Origin of the sequence: Brevibacterium siliguriense (assembly GCF_900105315.1) — a bacterium.
Taxonomy (GTDB): Bacteria; Actinomycetota; Actinomycetes; order Actinomycetales; family Brevibacteriaceae; genus Brevibacterium; species Brevibacterium siliguriense.
The window spans coordinates 3,968,439-3,987,216 of sequence record NZ_LT629766.1 but is presented as its reverse complement, the minus strand read 5'-3'; the positions used below and the strand labels follow the sequence as shown (position 1 = coordinate 3,987,216).

The window sequence follows — 18,778 nt, the reverse complement described above, 5'->3', positions numbered from 1 at the left end:
CGGCCGCAGACACCGCGGCACACCAGGTCTGCTCCACCCACAGAAGATCACTAGGAAACAGAGGACAATGTGAAGAAGCATTTCATCGCTGGAAGCCTTGCCGCTGCTACGGCGATCGTCATGACCGGATGTACGCCGCCTGGCGGCGGCGACTCATCGGGCGGCAATGGGTCGGTGCTCAACATCGGATGGAACGAAGCGTTCCGGTCGATGAATGACATGACGATGGACGGCAACGCCGTCGCCAACACCATCGTCGCCTATATGAGCAATGACAATTTCAAGTACTACGACGATGACCTCAAACTCCACGATGGTGCGCTCGGTGAAGTGGAGAAGGTCTCCGACGATCCGCTGAAGGTCAAGTACACATTCGGCGAGGAGGCGAACTGGTCGGACGGAACTCCGGTCGACGCCGCAGACCTCGCTCTGACCTGGGCGGCACGGTCACAGCACTTCAATACCGTCGATGACAACCGAGACGATGACGGCACCCTGCAGGACAATCCCGACGGCACGGTCTTCTTCGACTCCTCGGCGGTGGGCGCTCCACTGATCGAGGACTTCCCTGAGATCAGCGAGGACGGCAAAGCAGTGACGTTCACGTACTCGGAGCCTTTCGCCGACTGGGAGACCGAATTCGGTCTCGGAGCCTACGGTTCGGGAGTGCCTGCACACATCGTGGCCAAGAATGCTTTGGGCACCACAGACCCGCAGGAGGGCAAGGACGCGATCCTCGAGGCGATCGAAACCGGCGACAAGACTGCCCTGTCGAAAATCTCGAACTTCTGGAACACCGGTTTCGATTTCACCTCGATGCCGGAGAACAAAGACCTTCTCGTTCACAACGGACCCTTTGAGATCACCGACTTCGAAGAGGGGCAGTACCTCACACTGTCTCGCGACGAGGACTACACCGGACCGGTCGAACCCAAGATCGACACTGTGACGATCCGCTACAACGGCGACCCGATGGCCATGGTCCAAGCGATCGAGAACGGGGAGGTCGACCTGACTCAGCCGCAGTCGACGGCTGATGTCCTCTCCGCCGCTGAGAAGCTCGAGGATGTGTCGATCCTGCCCGGCGAGGACGCCACGTTCGAACATGTCGACCTCACGTTCGACAACAACGGTCCCTTCGACCCGGCCAGCTATGGCGGCGACGAAGACGCCGCGCTCAAGGTTCGTCAGGCATTCCTCAAAACACTGCCGCGCCAGGAGATCGTCGACCGCCTCATCAAGCCTCTCAACGAAGAGGCCGAGGTACGGGATTCGTTCAACCAGGCTCCTGACTCGCCGCTGTACGACGACATCGTCGCCGAGTCCGGAATATCGGACTACGACGAGGTCGACATCGATGGAGCGAAGAAGCTGCTGGACGAAGCTGGTGCCCAGGGGCCGAGCGTGCGCTTCCTTTACGACAACACGAATGCCAGACGTTCCCAACTGTTCGCGCTGATCAAGGAATCAGCAGAGAAGGCCGGTTTCAAGGTCGAAGACGCCGGTGACGTCAACTGGGGGACCCGCCTCGGCGATGGAACCTACGATGCCTCGCTGTTCGGGTGGGCGCTAAGCACGACGGCGGTGACGGAGTCGGACTCGTACTACCGCAAGGGCGCGCTGAACAACTACAGCGGGTACGACAACAAGGATCTGACGAAGACGCTCGATGAGATGTTGGTGACCATCGACCCGGACAAGCAGGCTTCTTTGGCCGGAGACGTCGAGAAGCAGCTCGTCGATGATGCCTTCGGGCTGCCGCTCTTCCAGCACCCGTCTCTGACGATCCACGGGGACAAAGTCTCTAACGTATCGACGACGACGCTCGATCCGTCGATGTTCTGGAACTACTGGGAATGGGAGACCAAATAAGGTCGCAACGGCCTGCCGGGAGGGGGCGCTGGAGAGACACACCCCCTCCCGGAGACGGACCGGACTCAGCGCAGCAGCGCCCTGCGCAGCGGATCGAGTCCGATCGACCCGAGGTTCAGTGCGCGACCGTGGAAATCTCTGAGGTCGAACCCTGTGCCCGCAGCAGCGCGTGATTCGTCTCTGATGTCCTCCCACAATCGCTGACCGATCTTGTAGCTCGGAGCCTGCCTGGGCCAACCGAGGTATCGGTCGAGCTCGAAGGCAAGGAAGGTCCGGTCCATGGCAACGTTCTGTGTGAGGAACTCCCACGCCTTAGCGCGGTCCCAGGTTCCACCGCCGAGGTGGGCCGGGGCATTGAGGCCGAGGTGGAAGCCGATATCGACGACCACCCGTGAGGTGCGCAGCCGCTGGGAGTCGAGCATGCCCAGATAGTCGCCGGGTTCGTCGAGGAAGCCGAGTTCGGCCATGAGCCGTTCGGCGTAGAGGGCCCAGCCCTCACCGTGGCCGGAGACCCAGCAGACGTGCCGCCGCCACTTGTTCAGCGAATCGGCGAGATAGGACGCCTGCCCCATCTGCAGATGATGGCCCGGAACGCCTTCGTGGTAAACCGTGGTCTTCTCCTGCCACGTGGCAAATTCGGTGACGCCGTCGGGCACCGACCACCACATCCGGCCCGGACGGGTGAAGTCCTCGCTGGGCTGAGAATAGTAGACCGCTCCGGTGGCCGAGGGAGCAATCATGCACTCGATTGTCCGCAGCGGTTCCGGAATGTCGAAGTGGGTCTTGCCGAGTTCTGTGATCGCTTCGTCGGCGACCGTCTGCATCCACTCCTGAAGAGCCTGCGTGCCGTGGAGAGCGCGCTGCGGATCGCTGTCGAGTCGGGCCATGAGCTCGAAGAGTTCGAAGTTCGGGTCGATGCGGGCCGCGGTCTGCTTCTGTTCGGCATCGATGGCGGCCAGTTCTTCGAGAGCCCAATCGTACGTCTCTTCCAGATCGACCTCGGCGCCGAGGAACTCACGTGAGAGCAGTGCATAATCGTCGCGACCGCAGGCTTCATTCTCCGGTGCATGCTGGGTCAGTTCGGTGCGGAGGAAATGGGCGAGGCTGCTGAAGGCCGCTCTGGCAGATTGGGCGTGAGAGGACAGCTCGCGGGCGAGGGTTTCGCCGGTGGTGCTACCGGCCTCTTTGGCAATCGTGGTGAAACGGCTGTCTGGCTGACCGAGCGCATCTGCCTGGTCGGCAACTCGCTCAATCTGGAGGCGTGCGGGCACCCGGTCGAGCTGGTCCCGTGCATATCGTAGTGATTCTCGGTAACCCTCGATCGAGCCCGGCAATGCGGCCATGGTGGTAGAGACGGTCTCCCAACCTGCTGTGGAGTCCGTGGGAAGGAGATCGAAGATGTCCCGCATCTGTTGGACCGGCGATTCGATGACATTGAGGACAGTGTGCTGCAGGCCCGCTTCAAAGAGGTCCCTGGCGGTGCCCAACCGTTCTCGCATCGCGTCGATGGTAACGAGATCGGTCTCATCGAGGCTGTTCATCATAAGCCCGTCGGCCTCCGCAGCATCGACCTTGGCCAGTGTGCGAGCGCGCAGGTCGTTGGCTGCTTTCAGCCCGTCGGGGGAGTAGTCGTCGAAACCGTGCGGGTTCTCGGTTCCGAGGAACAGCGAGATCGACGGGGAGAGGACACACAGATCGTCGAAGTAGGCATCGGCGATGGCATCGATAGCCGAAGGTTCTCTGCGGGAAGTCGGTTCTGCGTGGGAAGCCATGATGGAACTGTATCCGAGGCAGTGAGCTCAGTGACTCCTCGACCACAGGCCGGAACGAAGTGCCCCGGATGTGGTTGCCGCAGTCCTGACCGACGGCAGCCATTTCCTCACCCGATGCGCGGGAATTCTCGGGTGGAGAAGACCACCTCGACATGGACCTCGAAGTATTCGGCGATGCGCAGAGCCAAGTAGAGGCTGGGGCTGTACTCACCGCGCTCCAAGTATCCGATCGTCTGATAGTGGACTCCGAGCGCCTCGGCGAGCTCGCGACGCGAGACCTTGCGCTCAGACCGGAGCATCGCGATGCGGTTGTGAACGATCTCTGCCACTTCCGTTCAGACTCCCCACTGCTCGGCCACGCCCTTGCGGCGGGCCGCCACGGCCGAGCCCGACTCGCGCCTGGCCATGCGCGACAGCAGCTTCGGCGCCAAGATGAGACCAACGACAGCCCATAGCCCCAGGACGATGAACACCCATTCGAGCCTCCAGGAACCGGCGATCTCGATCGCGGCCATGCTGTCAGGCAGCAGAGACGATCGCAGGCCCAGCCCCAACCAATACAGTGGGAAGGCCTGCGCGAGTCCCTGCAGCCACAACGGCAGTGCCACGATGGGATAGAAGATACCGGAGATCGCGATGAGTCCCAGCACCGGCATCATGACCATCCCCATGAACTTCGGGTTGCTCATCAAGGCTCCCAGCACGGCACCCATCGACAGGGTCGAGATCAGGCTGAGGACAAGGACTGAGATGAAGAGCAGCCAGCGCGTCGGAGACGCGAAGTCGAGCCCATCGAAGAGGAATAGCCCGACGATGAGCAGAGCCACCGACGTGACAAGAGTGTTGATGACGTTAGCCGTGATCTCACCGATGAGATACCCGGCTGTGCCGCCCGGGACCGACTTCGACCGCAGCAGGGTGCCGTTGGTCTTGTCCATCGACAGCACACTGACAATGCCCATCACTCCACTGAAGACGGTGCTCATGGCGATGATTCCGGGGAAGCCGGTCGATCCCAGGTCGACGGTGGCACCGGCGAAGCTGGACCCGCGCATGAACAACAGCGTCCCGACGAAGATCGCCAGCATCACCACGGTTCCGAAGATCTCGCCGGGAGCTGTCACTTGGATCCGGGCCGCGATCAGGCCGCGCCGCAGTCCCGCCCGGATGAGGTTGAGCACGGGGTTGATGCGCGGGGTCCTGCGCTGAACGTCATACGATGTCATAGCTGTGCTCCTTCGAACGTCTCTGTATCCACGTCTCTGCCCGACTCGAACTGTTCGACGATTGACAGGTAGGCGTCTTCGAGTGTCGCACGACGGATCTCCAAGTCGGTGACTGGTGAGTCCTGTTCGCCGGCCAGCAGCTCACGCACGAAGCTCGTCGAATCCTCCGAGACATGCATATGGCGCTGCCCCTCCTGAATCCAGGTGATCTCGGCAGTACGGCCGATTGCATGTGTGAGTTCCAGCGGTGAACCATCGGCGATGATCCGACCACCGGCGAGGATGACGATGCGTGAGGACAAGGCCTCTGCCTCGGCGAGGTCGTGCGTGGTGAGCATGATCGTCACTCCTTCGAGATCGCTGAGCCGGTGGATGAGGTCATGGAAGTCGCGCCGTGCCCGGGGGTCGAATCCTGTGGTCGGTTCGTCGAGGAAGAGAAGAGAAGGACGTCCGATGATGGCCATGGCGACATCGAGTCGGCGCCGCTGGCCCCCGGAGAGTGTCTGCAGCTTCTGGTCGGCCTGCTCTTCGAGGCCGACCAGGCCCAGCAGCTCGTCGACTGGCCAGGGGTCGACATAGGGGAGATAGAAGTCCGAGAGGTGGGACAGCAGTTGGCGCGGCCGCCATTTGCCGTGATCGCTCGAGGTCTGCAAGACGATGCCGATCTGTGAGCGCCACCCGGCGTCACCGGTGATGGGGTCGGCACCGAGGACGGACACGGAGCCGCTTGAGGCAGACCGGAAGCCTTCGAGGACCTCGATCGTCGTCGATTTCCCGGCACCGTTGGGACCGAGCATGGCGACGATCTCATCAGTGTTGATGTCGAGAGTCAGGCCGTCGAGGACTGTCTTGCTCCCGTAGACCATCCGCAGGTCTGAGACCGAAATGATCGGCGCGGAGTCCGGGGTGCGGCCAGGATGTGCAGTCTCCATCATCTACCTCTAAGTAGTCCTTTGATGATATGTAGTAGATATACTACAAATCATCATGGTGGTTTGCAATGCAGATTCCCTGCGATCGCTGTGCTTGCCTAAATGATCCTTCCTCTCTTGTCCCGCGATACGGCAGCAGATAAGAACCGCGGGCGGGAACGGCTCATGCACCGATCCCACCCGCGGGTGAGTACTGCTGTATTGGGTTGTCGAAGTCAGCGGGAGTGCGCCGAACTCAGCGCCGGTCTCAGCGGAGGCCGAAGAGCTTTCCGAAAGCGCTTCCGGACGACTGGGCATCCGACTGCTTGGGCTCCGGGGCTTTCTCTGCCGGCTTGTCAGCGGGAGTTTCGGCGGGCTTGACCGGCGGCGGGGGAGGGAACTCCTTGCCGACGGGCTCGGCGGCCGGGGCTACCGATGCTGCGCTCTCTGGGGCTTTCGGCGTGGGAGGTGCAGTCTCGTCGGCCACTGGGGTCGGGGGCACCGACTCCGGTGCTTCGGGAGTCGGTGCTGCTTCCTGCGGGGCAGCTGTGTCTGCTTCGGGTGCAGGAGTCGCCTCGGTGACGGGCTCTGGTGTCTCGGTGGGGGCATCGTCCTGGACGGCGGTCTCGGACGAATCGGCGGGGGCCGCCTCGGCGAGGTTCTTGATGAGGGAGAGCTCGAACTCGAGCGTGATCTTGTCGCTGACGAGGACGCCGCCGGAATCGAGCTTCGTATTCCACGTCACGCCCCAGTCCTTGCGATCGATGCGGCGCGAGCCCTCGAGGCCGGCACGCAGGTTGCCGTCGGGGTCGGTCTCGATGCCGATGAGCTCGAGCGGAACCGACACGGTCTTGGCCATGTCACGGATCGTCAGCTCACCGGTGACGATGTAGGAGCTTTCGTCGACCTCGTCGATGGCCGAGGAGACGAATCGGATCTCCGGGTAGGTCTCGACGTCGAAGAAGTCCGCAGAACGCAGGTGCTCGTCGCGTGCCTCGGTGCGGGTGTCGACGCTGGCAGTCTGGATGATGACCTCGGCCTTCGAATTCGCAAGATCCTCGGCGATGTCGGCAAAGCCGGACACATCATTGAACGCTCCGCGCACACGCGAGACCATGGCGTGGCGTGTGGAGAATCCCAGTCGAGAATGTGAGGGATCGATGTCCCAATGACCTGTGATCCCAGGAGTTTCTGTCATGGGGGTAGGCTCCTTCGGTTCCTCCGCGCTCCGCTGGGGGAGGCTGTCGTAGTCGGTGTGCTTACTCGCCGATCATGTGATCGTTGAATGAGCAATCGCCTACGTAGTGTTGCACGGGCGGTCGCTTCAGTGCCACCCAGGTTCGCGTTGTTGCGGTCGTGGTGGCGCCGTGGGATGACGCGCCTCAGCGGTCGACATTGCCGGTGAGGACGCCGACTAAGGTCAGTGCCATGGCGACGGCCAACGCGATCGCCGAGGCGACGAAGGCAGCGACGATGTGCCCGCTCAGGGCCGCTGCGACGACGGCGGGACCGACGATCTGACCGATGCTGTACCAGGACGTCAGCTTTGCCGAGGCGTTCGCGACACCCATCTGCGTGCCGACGCCGATCGTCATCATGACCACCCCGACGAACGTGAAGCCGAAGAGGGCCGCGGCGATGATGAGCACGACCGGTGAGGATCCGAAGGCGGCGAGCAGCGCGCCGAAGACCTGGAGGAAATAACAGACGGTCAGTGCCTTGACCGTGCCGATGCGGGCAGCGACCGCTGACCACGTCAGGGGAGAAACCGCGGTCGCGATCCCGGCGATCAGCCACGTCGAGGCGGCCGCGGTCGCTCCGAAGACGGGACCGGCGAGCACGACGAGGTAGGTGCCGATGATGATGTAGCCGCCGCCTTGGAAGAAGTAGCCGGTGGAGAGGACGGCCATGGCCCGGCGGCGGTTGGCCTCGTAAGGGGTGACGGCGCCGGGGCTGGTGTCGGTGGGGGATTGGGCGGTGTCGGTCGCGGTCGGATCGGCTGATTCGGTCGGGTCGGCCGCCTCGGTGGGGGTGGTGTTCTGTGGGATCCGGGCCGGTATCGGCCAGGTCCAGGCGATGATCGAGAAGACCGCGGACACGGCCGCGCAGATGAGCCACAGCTGTCGCCAGTCGGCGAAGCTGCCGGCGACCAACACGATGGCTCCGGAGACGAGGATGCCGAAACCGACTCCGCCGTAGGAGATGCCGCCGTCGCGGGGCCTAAGGGAGTTCGCGGGAATGCGTTGGGTCACGCACACGAAGATCAGCCCCGAAGCGATTCCGGCGATCGTGCGGATGCCACCCTGCCAGACGAGGTTCGGTGTCAGTGCGACCGCGGCCAGACCCACGGTGGAGACGATGAGGCTGAGGCGGTAGACGAATCGGTTGGGTTCGACCCAGCCTTGGGCGATGACGAGAGTGCCGATGAAGTAGCCGACGTAGTTCAGGGTTGCGATCCACGCGCCGGGGGCGGAGCCCCAGTGCAGGGCGGCGACCATGAGCGGCAGGGCCGGGGTGTAGAAGAACCGGCCCATGCCCATCGCCACCGACAGACCCAAGGCTCCGCTGATGGGGGTGAGGGAGGAGCTGCCGGTGTTGTCGGGCACTGCGATCCCCCTCCTCAGGTGGCGTGGTCTCCACCCCTACGATGCCACGGCCGCCGGACGGCCGCCTCGGCGGGTGGATATCCGGGCTGGAGGTGACTCTCCAGAGACTGTGGAAGTTGTTGATTCTGCGGGGGCAGGGCAGAGTTATTGCCGTGCGGATCAGACGGAGCATTGAGAGCGGTGTTGTGGCGCTCGCCCTCGTGCTGTCAGGGTGCTCGTGGTCCGATTCGGATGGTTCATCGTCTGCGGATCAGTCCCCGGAACCGAGCCCGACCCCGACCGAATTCGAGCAGTCGTTCTCCGGAGACATCTCCGGCGATGATGCAGTAGTCACTGCGACCACAGACCGGATGGGCCCGAGCCTCGCGGCTGACAACGTCGGGGTCTCGTTTGAAGCCACCGACTTGGCCGACCCCAGGCTCGATCCGGCGAAATCCAACCTCGACGAGCAGTTGAAGACGCTCGGGTCGCCGGCGCTGCGGTTCGGCGGCAATGCTCTCGACCGGAGGACGTTCTGGACATCTAAGGGTGAGAAGCCGAAACACGGCGAGAAGGTCACCATCACTCCCGATGACTTGGGGAGACTGAAGAAGCTCGTCGACGTCACCGGTTCGTCGGTCACCATCGGCATTCCTTTGGGCACCTACGACCCGGCACGGGGAGCGGACATGGCCGCGCACGCGGTCGACATCCTCGGCGACTCTCTTGTGGGGCTTGCGATCGGCAACGAGCCGAACGGGTACACCGTCACGGATGTGCCCAGCGGTGCCGTGCGCGGCAAGGGGTGGAACAAGGACAAGTACGTCAAGCAGCTTGAGGCATATGCCAAGGCCATCCATGCGAAGCGGCCGAAAGCGCCGATCATCGGTCCCGACGTCTACGACGGGGCGTGGATGGACGCGTTCGCCAGGTCGGGCGTCAAGCACAAGACCGCGATCTCACAGCATTGGTACCAGCTCTACGAATGCGATTCGACTCAGATTCCGGGGCGGGGACCGCAGGCAGCGAACCTCATCGATCCCTTGGCAAATAAGGCGGCGAAGAAGAACCTGGGCATCGGGAAATCCAAGGCTGATGCGGCAGGGCTACCGCTGTGGCTCGAGGAGACCGGGCCGACGAGCTGCCCGGGCACGAATGACACGTCGCTGACGAACGCGTCGGCGCTGTGGGCGGCCGATTACACGATGTATGCGGCCACGCTCGGTGTGGAGCGGATGGCCATGCACTCGATGCTCGGCGCCTGCAACGGGGGAGCGCCGATGTCGCTCATCTGCGATCCAGCCGATCACGGGGACCGGTCGAATAAGTTTCAGGTGAGGCCGAACATGCTCGGGCTGCGGCTGCTCGTGCCGAGTGTCGGCGGGCATTTCACTAAGACTTCGGTGTCTGGTGGCGGGAACATGAGCGCCTACACCGTGGTGAAGAACGACGGGCGGACACTGGTGATGACGGTCATCAACGCGAATGATGCGGCTTCGGTGGGCGGGAATCCTGTGACGGTGACAATGCCGACGGGGTTCAGCGTGTCGTCGGCGTCGCAGGTGTACGGGGAGTCGAACGATGTGAAGAGTGCTACGCAGGTGGTGCCGGCGAATCCGCTGCCGGCGGAGGTGCCGTTCAGTGGGGATGAGGCGGCGGGCTCGGCGAGTGCGTCGGCTGCGTTGGGTGCTGCCAACTCGTCTCCTGCTCCGAGTGACGGGGCCGGGGACCGAAAGCTGAGGATCGATCTTGCCGGGAGCTCGGTGACGGTCTTCGTCATGAAGAAGGCTGACTAGACGAACGATATCCGCAACCGTCGCAGCCGACGACGTACTTTGCGCGAACCGTTGTCGGCTCGGCGGGGGCACTCGAACCGTTCGAATCGCATTCCCCGGTCGGGGACATGGTCACCGACACCGGATGGTCCGACGAGTCATCGATTTCGACTCCCAACACTTCGAGGCCGTAGTCGGGAACGAGGCGGGAAGGTGATTTGGCCATGCGCTCGAGGAGGAAGTCCTGCATCCGCGCCTGATTGACAATGACATGAGGATACGCTGACAGTCCCTCTTCGACGTCAGCGATGCGTCCAGTCCGCACTATTCTGTTCGAATCCGCAGGATCGGGGCCCCAGAACGTCGTCTCGTTGACCCAATAGGCTTCTCGGACGAGCCTCTGGGCCAATCCGAAGGCACCGAACATTTCGACGGTGCGGCAGGCGACACCGTCGGCATAGCCGATTTCCAACGAACCACTGCGCCGTTCGATGACACGTGTGGTGATATCGGGGATTTCGGCCAACTGCGCGGCGAGAACGGTGCCGGCAGAGCCGTGCCGACGATGAGGACATCGACCTCCGAGGTGTCGGTGCCCGCCTCGGCGGTCTGCTCGGCGGGAAAGATCTCAGGGTGGCCGGCGCGGAAGCCGTCGAGGTGGAACTGCACGCTGCTCCAATCGTCTGGTCGTCCGAATGCGACCGAGACTCAAGGATCTGTCCGAGAGCACCGGACAGACCTGTACCCTCATGGTTCGCGTCGGCACTACCACGCGATTCCTCGACAGCCACGAGGGCGCGGACAGGCTGGGCATCGGCTCTCGGTCCGCCGGGGCCTGTGCTGATCATCGCCGTGAAGAGCAGATCAACCGTCTCGTTTCTCTGTCGTTGCACTCATGCGCTATGATCACCCTCATGGGTATTTGACGTTGTGAGTCTCACAGATCGCTTCCATCCTGCGGACGCGTGCTCTTTCGTCGACCTTTCACATCCTGTGCACTAGCGCAGTTGATTCTTTTCCGCGGTCACGGAGCTTGTCGTCGTGCTCGAGAACTCTCAAGCGATCTGTCGTTGCTTGCCCTGTTCTTCAACACGAAACGGACTCATGACCACCAACTCTGACAACCAGTTCCTGCTCACCCGACGCAAAGTTCGGATAATCTTCGGCGCTCTGATCGCAGGGATGCTCCTGTCGAGCCTCGACCAAACCATTGTCGCCACCGCAATGCCGACCATCGTCGGTGACCTGGGTGGAGTCGAATATCAGACATGGACCACCTCCTCATACCTGCTGGCCACCACTGTCTCCATGCCGATCTACGGCAAACTTGGCGACATCTTCGGTCGCAGAACCCTATTTCTGATCGCAATCGCCCTCTTCACGGCAGCCTCGTCCGGCTGCGCCTTCGCCGATGACTTCTGGACCTTCGTCGCCTTCCGAGCGGCTCAGGGACTGGGCGGCGGAGGACTCATCATCTTGTCCCAGGCAATCATCGCCGATATCGTCCCCGCCAGCGAACGAGGAAAGTACCTCGGGCCGATGGGTGCGATATTCGCCGTCGCCGCTGTGGCCGGACCGCTCCTGGGCGGGTATTTTGTCGAGTACCTCACCTGGCACTGGGTCTTCGCGGTCAACGTTCCATTCGGACTCCTCGCATTTGCCATCGCACTGCTTGTGCTCAGGCTGCCGTCCAAGCGTGCTCAGCACCCAATCGACGGTGCCGGGATATTCCTGTTGTCGGCAGTCACAGCATGTCTGATCATGTTCACTGACCTCGGCGGCCGCAACGATCATGGATGGAACTCGGCGACGACCTGGTTGTGGGGCGCGGGCTTCGTGGCAGCGTTGGCGGCTTTCCTCGTCGTCGAAGCCCGCGCAGCCGATCCCATCATCCCGCTGACACTGTTCCGCAATCGTGAATTCGTCATGGCCAGTTCGATCGGGCTGCTGCTGGGAACGGGAATGTTCGCTGTGCTTGCATTCATACCGACGTTCCTTCAGATGTCATCGGGGGCTTCCGCGGCTGTTTCCGGACTGCTGATGCTGCCGATGCTGGCGGGAATCACCGCTTCGTCGACTGTATCGGGTTTTGCGGTGGCGAAGTCCGGACGCTATAAGATCTACCCGATCATCGGTACGGTAGTTGCCGCAGCCGCGTTGGCGTGCCTGTCCACTCTCACGCATCTGACTCCGCTGTGGCTGGTCTGCGCCTATCTCGCTGTGCTCGGAATCGGACTCGGACTGATCATGCAGGTCATCGTTCTCATCGTCCAGAACGCGGCGCCTGCTGATCAGGTCGGCACTGCCACCAGTACAAACAATTATCTGCGTGAAGTCGGCGCAGTGTTCGGAGTGGCGATCTTCGGCAGCCAATTCACCGCGAGACTGAGTCACCTGCTGCACGAGATGTTCGACGCTCAGAGCACGACTCCTGAACAGGCTGCCCACGCTGCCAGCACGATCGGTCCGGACGTGCTGGGCGCTCTTCCCGCTGATCTCCAATCCGGTGTCATCGCCGCCTATGCCGAGGCTTTGGCGCCGGTCTTCGCCCATCTCATCCCGTTCATCGCCGTGGCGTTCATCCTCGCTCTGACGCTGAAGGAGATCCCGCTCTCGAAGGAGGCCGGCCTGGTCGCCAGGGGCGAAGCCACGGCCGCAGAAGGCGACTGTTAGGCACCGTCGTCATTGCGGGCAGGCAACGATCGAACGGCCCTCGCTGTCAGCGTTCGCCGGCTCGGGTGGGAGCCGGCGGCGTGACGGAGAAGACATCAATGGATGAACATGCGGCGATAGAATGCAGACATAGGGTCTGCAGCCTCCCCGTGGCCGACGATGCGGCCCGACTGGTGACCCGGATGAGGAGTCACGCAATGAAGACTCGTGCCGCCATTTCAAAAGCACCTCACGAGCCACTCGTGATCGAAGAGGTGGAAGTCGACGAACCCCGATCGGATGAAGTGCGCGTTCGCGTCGTAGCATCCGGCATCTGCCACACCGACGCGATCATCCGCGACCAGTGGTATCCGGTTCCGCAGCCTGTGGTCCTCGGTCATGAGGGCGCAGGCATCGTCGAACAGGTCGGAGCCGAAGTGACGGGCCTCGAAGTCGGCGACAAGGTCGTGCTCGGGCCGAGCTTCTGCGGGCAGTGCGAGCAGTGCCTGTCCGGCCACCCCATGTACTGCACGAACTTCTACGACCAGAACTTCGGCGTGCGGCGCACAGATGGCTCGACGGCCTTCAGCGCGGCCGACGGAACTCCGGTTGGCTCGCATTTCTTCGGACAGTCTTCGTTCGCGGAACACACCAATGTCGTGGCGCGCAGCATAGTCAAGGTCGCTGACGATGCACCTCTTGACCTGCTGGGCCCCCTGGGCTGCGGAATCATGACCGGTGCCGGTGCCGTCCTCAATGTGCTGCGACCCGAAGCGGGCGGATCGATTGCCGTGTTCGGTACGGGAGCTGTCGGCATGGCGGGCATGCTTGCGGCCAAGGCCGCCGGTGTGTCGACGATCATCATGGTCGACATCGTTGACGAGAGATTGAAATTCGCCGAGGAGCTGGGCGCAACCCACGTGGTCAATTCCCAGAGCGCGGATCCTGTCGAGGCGATCAAGGACATCACCGGTGCCGGCGTCGACTACGCCCTCGACACCACAGGAGTGCCGGCGGTGTTCTCACAGATGACCAAATCGCTGGGCATCCGCGGACACGGTGCATTGGTGGGTGCGGCCAAGCTGGGAACGGAGGCGCAGTTCGACATCGGAACGCTGCTGCTCAGCGGAATCAATGTGAGCATGGTGATCGAGGGCGACGCGGTTCCGAAGGAATTCATTCCCCGACTGATCAGTCTTCATCAGCAGGGTCTCTTTCCCTTCGACAAGCTGACGAAGACCTATGGATTCGATGAAATCAATACCGCTTTTGACGATTCTGCGAAGGGGGCGACCCTCAAGCCGATCATCACCTATTGAGTCCATCGAGGCACCTGCCTCAGTGAGAGAAGACGAAAGGCCATGGGGCCGGTGTTTTCATGAAGAGGAGACTGGCCCCACGGCCTTTGTTGTGCGGGAGCGACCTAGGGTCAGCTCACGGTGACCTTCTCGCCTTCATTGGGGCGATCCGACTCGGCGGGCGTTCCATGAGCCTCCGGCTCGAGTGAGAGTTCGTCGAACGGGCTCTGACCCGACAGGGTGGCACGGGCCTGGTCGATGTCGATCTCGTTCGTCCACTTGCCGATGAGCAGTGTGGCCACGGCATTGCCGGTGAAGTTCGTCAGCGCACGGCACTCGGACATGAACTTGTCGATGCCGACGATGACGCCCATTCCGTCGAGCAGCTCGGGGCGGTGCGACTGCAGACCGGCAGCCAGGGTGGCAAGGCCCGCACCGGTGACTCCGGCGGCGCCCTTCGAGGCGATGATCATGAACACGAGCAGCGAGATCTGCTCGGGAATCGACATCGGCATGCCCATGGCCGAGGACACGAACAGCGACGCCATGGTCAGGTAGATGGCGGTGCCGTCGAGGTTGAACGAGTAGCCGGTGGGCACGGTGATGCCGACGACCGGCTTCGAGACTCCGGCGTGCTCCATCTTCGCGATGAGGCGCGGCAGTGCCGACTCCGACGACGAGGTGGAGAAGATGAGCAGGAACTCACGGGCCAGGTACTTCAGCAGCAGGAAGATGTTGAGCCCGGTGACGATCTTGAGCAGTCCGCCGAGGACGATGACGATGAACAGGGCACAGGTGAGGTAGAAGGCACCCATGAGGGTTGCCATCGCACCGATCGCGGCCCAGCCGGTCTTGCCGACGACCGCGGCGATCGCACCGAAGGCGCCGACGGGAGCGGCCCACATGATCATCATCATGAGCTTGAAGACGACGGCCTGGATGTGCTTGATGCCGTTGAGAACCGGCTCTCCAGCCTTGCCCATCGACTGCAGGGCGAATCCGACGAGGAGTGCGAGCACGAGGGTCGGCAGAACCGGGATGTCACCGGGGATGAGGCTCATGAGGAATGCGACCATTCCGCCTTCCTCACCGCCGCTGGCCTCTTCGTAGGGCTGGAGGTGGAGTCCTTCGCCGGGGTGGATGAAGTTGCCGACAATGAGGCCGATGACCAGCGCGAATGTCGCCATGACCAGGAAGTAGATGAGAGCCAGTCCGCCGACCTTGCCGACGGTGGCCGCCTTCGCCACGGAACCGACGCCGAGGACGATGGTGCAGAAGATGACCGGAGCGATGATCATCTTGATGAGCGCGACGAATGCCTTGCCCAGGGGCTCGAGTGCGATTCCCGCGTCCGGGGCGACGAGCCCGATGGCGGCACCGGCGAACACGGCCACGATGACCATGATGTAGAGCCAGTGAGTGCGATCCTTCTTCCGCTGCGGGGCACCCTGATCGGTTGCCGCTGCGGCGGCGTTGCCCGCATTCGCGGACCCGCCTTCCGGCTGTGGCGACGTTGCCATGTTTTCCTCCAAATGATGTTCGCGACCTCACCCTTCGATGGGCGGGACCGCACGCGACGACTGGTCGCGGTGGTGATGTACCCGACAACTGTGCCAGTCGGTGTGACGGGTGTCTCGGTTGCGTTCATAGTGTTCACAGACACAGTTGACGGCTAATGTGGAGGCGTAAGGACACACCTGAAGAAGGAGCATATTCGTGGCAATCAGCACCGCACTTCTGCGCGCAGTCCCCGGCGCATTCATCCTGAACTCCGGCATCGGCAAGCTCGGCCTCGATGAGGAATCCGCCGCAGGCCTCCAGCAGATGGCCGCCAATGGTGTGCCCATGGTCGAGAACATGACCCCCGCACAGTTCGGGAAGTTCCTCTCCTACGGTGAGATCGCCGTCGGCTCGGCCCTGCTGCTGCCGTTCGTGCCGACCCGCATCGCCGGTGCCGCACTGACGACGTTCGCCGCCGGGCTCGTCGCGAACTACTTCTCCATCGACTCGATGACCAAGGACGATGGAATTCGTCCGTCCGAAGACGGCACCGCCGTGGCCAAGGACACCTGGCTGGCCGCGATCGGCCTGGCCCTCGTCATCGCCGGCGGCAGCAAGAAGAAAAAGAAGAGCGACAAGAAGAAGTGAATTCCGTCCCGGCCCCACCACGGCGGGGCCGGGATCGCTTCCGGGCTCGCCGAGGCGGCACCCTGGCCAGGCGTCTCTTCCTCGTCCAGCTCGTCCTCATCGTCCTCGTGTGCACCGCGCTGTCGGTGACGAGCTACGTGACGACGCTGAACAACATCCGGCACGCCGCCGGAGAGCGGGTCCTGTCCATCGCCGAGACGCTGGCCCACGATCCCTATGTCACCGAGGCTGTGACCGGGGACGATCCCTCCGACCGGCTGCAGCCCTATGCGCTGACCGTCATCGACACCGCCGAGGTGGACTTCGTGACGATCATGGACCGCGACGGCACGCGCTACACCCACCCCGACCCCGAACAGCTGGGCAAGAAATACATCGGCAGCACCGCGAAAGCCCGCGCAGGGCAGACCGAGACCGAGGAATACGTGGGCACGCTCGGTCCGTCGGTGCGCGCGATCGTCCCGATCAAGGACGCCGATGGCGAGGTCACCGCCATGGTCGCCGTGGGCGTGACCCTCGAGACCCTGTCCGTTGCGCAGGCGGCCTCCCTGCCGCAGATCATCATCGTCGGCCTTGCAGCGCTCGCCCTCGGCGGGCTCGGCTCCGGTCTGCTTGCCCGCTACCTGCGCCGAGTCACCCTCGGCTACGGTCCCGAGGAGCTGCGCCGACTGTTCGCGTTCTACGATTCCGCGCTGCATTCGCTGCGCGAAGGGCTCATCCTCGCCGACGAATCCGGACGGCTCGTCCTCTACAACGACGAGGCCGCGTCCCTGCTCGGCCTGCCCAAGGTGGAGGAATCGACGCCGATTTCCCTCGCCGAGGTGGCCCTGCCCGAATCCGTACGTGACCTCCTGTCGACCGGTCGGGTCGCCGTCGACGAGATCCACTTCACCGAGGATCGTGTGCTCGTCATCAGCCAGAAGAAGGCCCGGCAGCCGCGTGGAGGACGCGATGAAGGAGGAACCGTCGCGACGCTGCGCGATCGCACGGACATCCAGGAGCTCACCGGGGAGCTGGCGACGATGACGACCCTGTCCGAGGCGCTGCGGGCGCAGACCCATGAGCACGCGAATCGGCTGCACACGGTCTCCACGCTCATCGAGCTCGGGCGTGCCCGGGAGGCACTCGACTTCGCGGTCAAGGATGAGCAGGAGTCGCAACGGCTGACGGATTCCTTCGTCGCTTCCCTCGACGAACCTTTCATCACCGCGCTCATGATCGGCAAGGCCGCTCAGGCCCACGAGCGCGGCATCGAACTCACTGTCACCGCCACCGGCGAACTCCCTCCCGAACGACTAGACGCCCGCGACCTCGTCACCGTCGCCGGCAACCTCCTCGACAACGCCTTCGACGCAGTCGCGGAGTCGGACGAGAAACATGTGTGGGCGGACTTCGTCGCAGCGGACGGGGAACTCATCATCACCATCGCCGACTCCGGCACCGGGGTCGCGGTCGAAGACGTCGACGCGCTCTTCCACCTCGGTGCCTCGGCGAAACCTGAGGTCGCAGGCTTGGGACGGCACGGATTCGGGCTCGTCTTGGTCCGGCAGGCGGTGAGCCGCCTCGGCGGGCAGATCGATGTCGACTCCGATGGCGGCGCGATCTTCACGATCACGCTTCCGCTGGGGGACGCGAATGCGGCAGACGGCTACGATTCAGCGGAGGACCGCAGCAGGGATGACGGTTCCGGCGCCGGCAGTGAGCGGACGGAAGGAGACCCACGTGAGTGATGATGCTGTGTTGCGGGTGCTCATCGTCGAGGACGATCCGCTGACGGCACAGGCACACGCGGACTTCGTGGAGCGCGTGCCGGGATTCGAGGTGGCCGGAACCTGCCTGGGCGGACATGAGGCGATCGAACGCTTCGACGAACTCGCTGCGGCAGGCCGCCCCGTCGATATCGCTCTGCTCGATATGAACCTCACGGATTCGCATGGCCTGGAGGTGGCCGGATGGCTGAACTCCCGCGGTCAGGACGTCGACATCATTGCGATCACCGCGGTGCGGCATCTGCAGGTGATCCGCTCGGCGATCTCGTCGGGCATCACGCAGTACCTCATCAAGCCCTTCACCTTCGCTGTGTTCCGGGAGAAGTTGGAGAACCAGCGCGAGTTCAGGCGCGGACTCACGGGCTCGGGGTCGTTGGCGACTCAGGCGTCGGTGGACAATGCGCTCTCAGCGCTGCGGTCGGTCTCGTCGACGACCCTGCCGAAGGGCCTCATCGCCGAGACTTTGGACGCAGTGTCCGCTTTCGTCCGCGATTCCGCAGTCCCGGTCTCCGCCACCGAGGTGGGGCAGGGCCTCGACCTGTCCCGCGTCACCGTCCGCCGGTACCTCGAGCATCTCGTCTCGACGAAGCAGGCGGTCAAGCAGCCCCGGCACGGAACTCCCGGGCGGCCGGAGTACGAGTATCGGTGGGTGTGACGGGCCTGCTGTGCTCGCTCACGATCCCACCGTGGGCGCCGTCGCCTGCCGCGACGGTGCGCTGTCGGTCGGGACTGAAGCACACTTGATGCGTTCCTCGCGTTCGAGCTGTCTG

Annotated in this window: 15 protein-coding genes; 7 read left to right on the top strand and 8 right to left on the bottom strand. The window is 63.3% G+C overall.

Translation table 11 applies throughout. The features are described from left to right. Positions 1–69: 69 nt before the first annotated feature. Positions 70–1,872, top strand: a complete 1,803-nt coding sequence (locus BLU88_RS17870) for an ABC transporter family substrate-binding protein (RefSeq protein ID WP_092016897.1) — start codon at positions 70–72, stop codon at positions 1,870–1,872. Positions 1,873–1,937: 65 nt separating this feature from the next. Here BLU88_RS17870 and BLU88_RS17865 read toward each other — a convergent pair whose 3' ends face one another. The 6 genes from BLU88_RS17865 to BLU88_RS17840 all read right to left on the bottom strand — a co-directional run bounded on the left by BLU88_RS17865 (position 1,938) and on the right by BLU88_RS17840 (position 8,387). Beyond that, entirely contained in the window at positions 1,938–3,644 is a 1,707-nt protein-coding gene (locus BLU88_RS17865; protein WP_092016895.1) for a DUF885 domain-containing protein, read from the bottom strand. Positions 3,645–3,751: 107 nt separating this feature from the next. Further along, on the bottom strand, positions 3,752–3,973 hold the full coding sequence (locus tag BLU88_RS17860; protein ID WP_092016893.1) for a helix-turn-helix transcriptional regulator: 222 nt from the start codon (positions 3,971–3,973) through the stop codon (positions 3,752–3,754). Between the two features lie 6 nt (positions 3,974–3,979). Then, complete coding sequence (locus BLU88_RS17855; RefSeq protein WP_197678156.1) at positions 3,980–4,870, bottom strand: ABC transporter permease; 891 nt, start codon at positions 4,868–4,870, stop codon at positions 3,980–3,982. Then, positions 4,867–5,805: an ABC transporter ATP-binding protein gene (locus BLU88_RS17850; protein ID WP_092016891.1), complete on the bottom strand. Its 939-nt coding sequence runs from the start codon at positions 5,803–5,805 to the stop codon at positions 4,867–4,869. The genes BLU88_RS17855 and BLU88_RS17850 overlap by 4 nt, the downstream gene beginning before the upstream one ends. Before the next feature lie 244 nt (positions 5,806–6,049). Then, entirely contained in the window at positions 6,050–6,979 is a 930-nt protein-coding gene (locus tag BLU88_RS19075) for a YceI family protein (RefSeq protein WP_092016889.1), read from the bottom strand. Between the two features lie 184 nt (positions 6,980–7,163). After that, a complete protein-coding gene (locus BLU88_RS17840) occupies positions 7,164–8,387 on the bottom strand; it encodes a YbfB/YjiJ family MFS transporter (protein WP_092016887.1) in 1,224 nt (407 codons plus the stop codon). 185 nt (positions 8,388–8,572) lie between these two features. Here BLU88_RS17840 and BLU88_RS17835 point away from each other — a divergent pair, with 185 nt between their 5' ends. Further along, positions 8,573–10,162 (top strand): hypothetical protein, encoded by a 1,590-nt coding sequence (locus BLU88_RS17835; protein WP_092016885.1) that lies wholly within the window; start codon positions 8,573–8,575, stop codon positions 10,160–10,162. Here BLU88_RS17835 and BLU88_RS17830 read toward each other — a convergent pair. Further along, positions 10,143–10,667, bottom strand: coding sequence for an FAD-dependent monooxygenase (locus BLU88_RS17830; protein WP_231939496.1), 525 nt, complete (start codon positions 10,665–10,667; stop codon positions 10,143–10,145). The genes BLU88_RS17835 and BLU88_RS17830 overlap by 20 nt on opposite strands. A gap of 578 nt (positions 10,668–11,245) precedes the next feature. Between BLU88_RS17830 and BLU88_RS17820 the strand changes: the two genes are divergently transcribed. After that, a complete protein-coding gene (locus tag BLU88_RS17820; protein WP_092016881.1) occupies positions 11,246–12,814 on the top strand; it encodes an MDR family MFS transporter in 1,569 nt (522 codons plus the stop codon). Positions 12,815–13,011: 197 nt separating this feature from the next. Continuing rightward, positions 13,012–14,112 carry an NAD(P)-dependent alcohol dehydrogenase gene (locus BLU88_RS17815; protein WP_092016879.1) on the top strand — a complete coding sequence of 367 codons (1,101 nt, stop codon included), beginning with the start codon at positions 13,012–13,014 and terminating at the stop codon, positions 14,110–14,112. A 110-nt stretch (positions 14,113–14,222) separates the two neighbouring features. Here BLU88_RS17815 and BLU88_RS17810 read toward each other — a convergent pair whose 3' ends face one another. Then, positions 14,223–15,611, bottom strand: coding sequence for a cation:dicarboxylate symporter family transporter (locus BLU88_RS17810; RefSeq protein WP_092016877.1), 1,389 nt, complete (start codon positions 15,609–15,611; stop codon positions 14,223–14,225). Positions 15,612–15,807: 196 nt separating this feature from the next. Between BLU88_RS17810 and BLU88_RS17805 the strand changes: the two genes are divergently transcribed. The 3 genes from BLU88_RS17805 to BLU88_RS17795 are packed head-to-tail and all read left to right on the top strand — an operon-like array spanning position 15,808 to position 18,663. Next, the gene (locus tag BLU88_RS17805; RefSeq protein ID WP_167356922.1) at positions 15,808–16,239 is read left to right on the top strand and encodes a hypothetical protein; all 432 of its coding nucleotides are present in this window, start codon (positions 15,808–15,810) and stop codon (positions 16,237–16,239) included. After that, a complete protein-coding gene (locus BLU88_RS17800; RefSeq protein ID WP_092016873.1) occupies positions 16,236–17,969 on the top strand; it encodes a sensor histidine kinase in 1,734 nt (577 codons plus the stop codon). Before BLU88_RS17805 ends, BLU88_RS17800 begins: the two co-directional genes overlap by 4 nt. Further along, on the top strand, positions 17,917–18,663 hold the full coding sequence (locus tag BLU88_RS17795) for a response regulator (RefSeq protein ID WP_092016871.1): 747 nt from the start codon (positions 17,917–17,919) through the stop codon (positions 18,661–18,663). The genes BLU88_RS17800 and BLU88_RS17795 overlap by 53 nt, the downstream gene beginning before the upstream one ends. Positions 18,664–18,778: the final 115 nt, after the last annotated feature.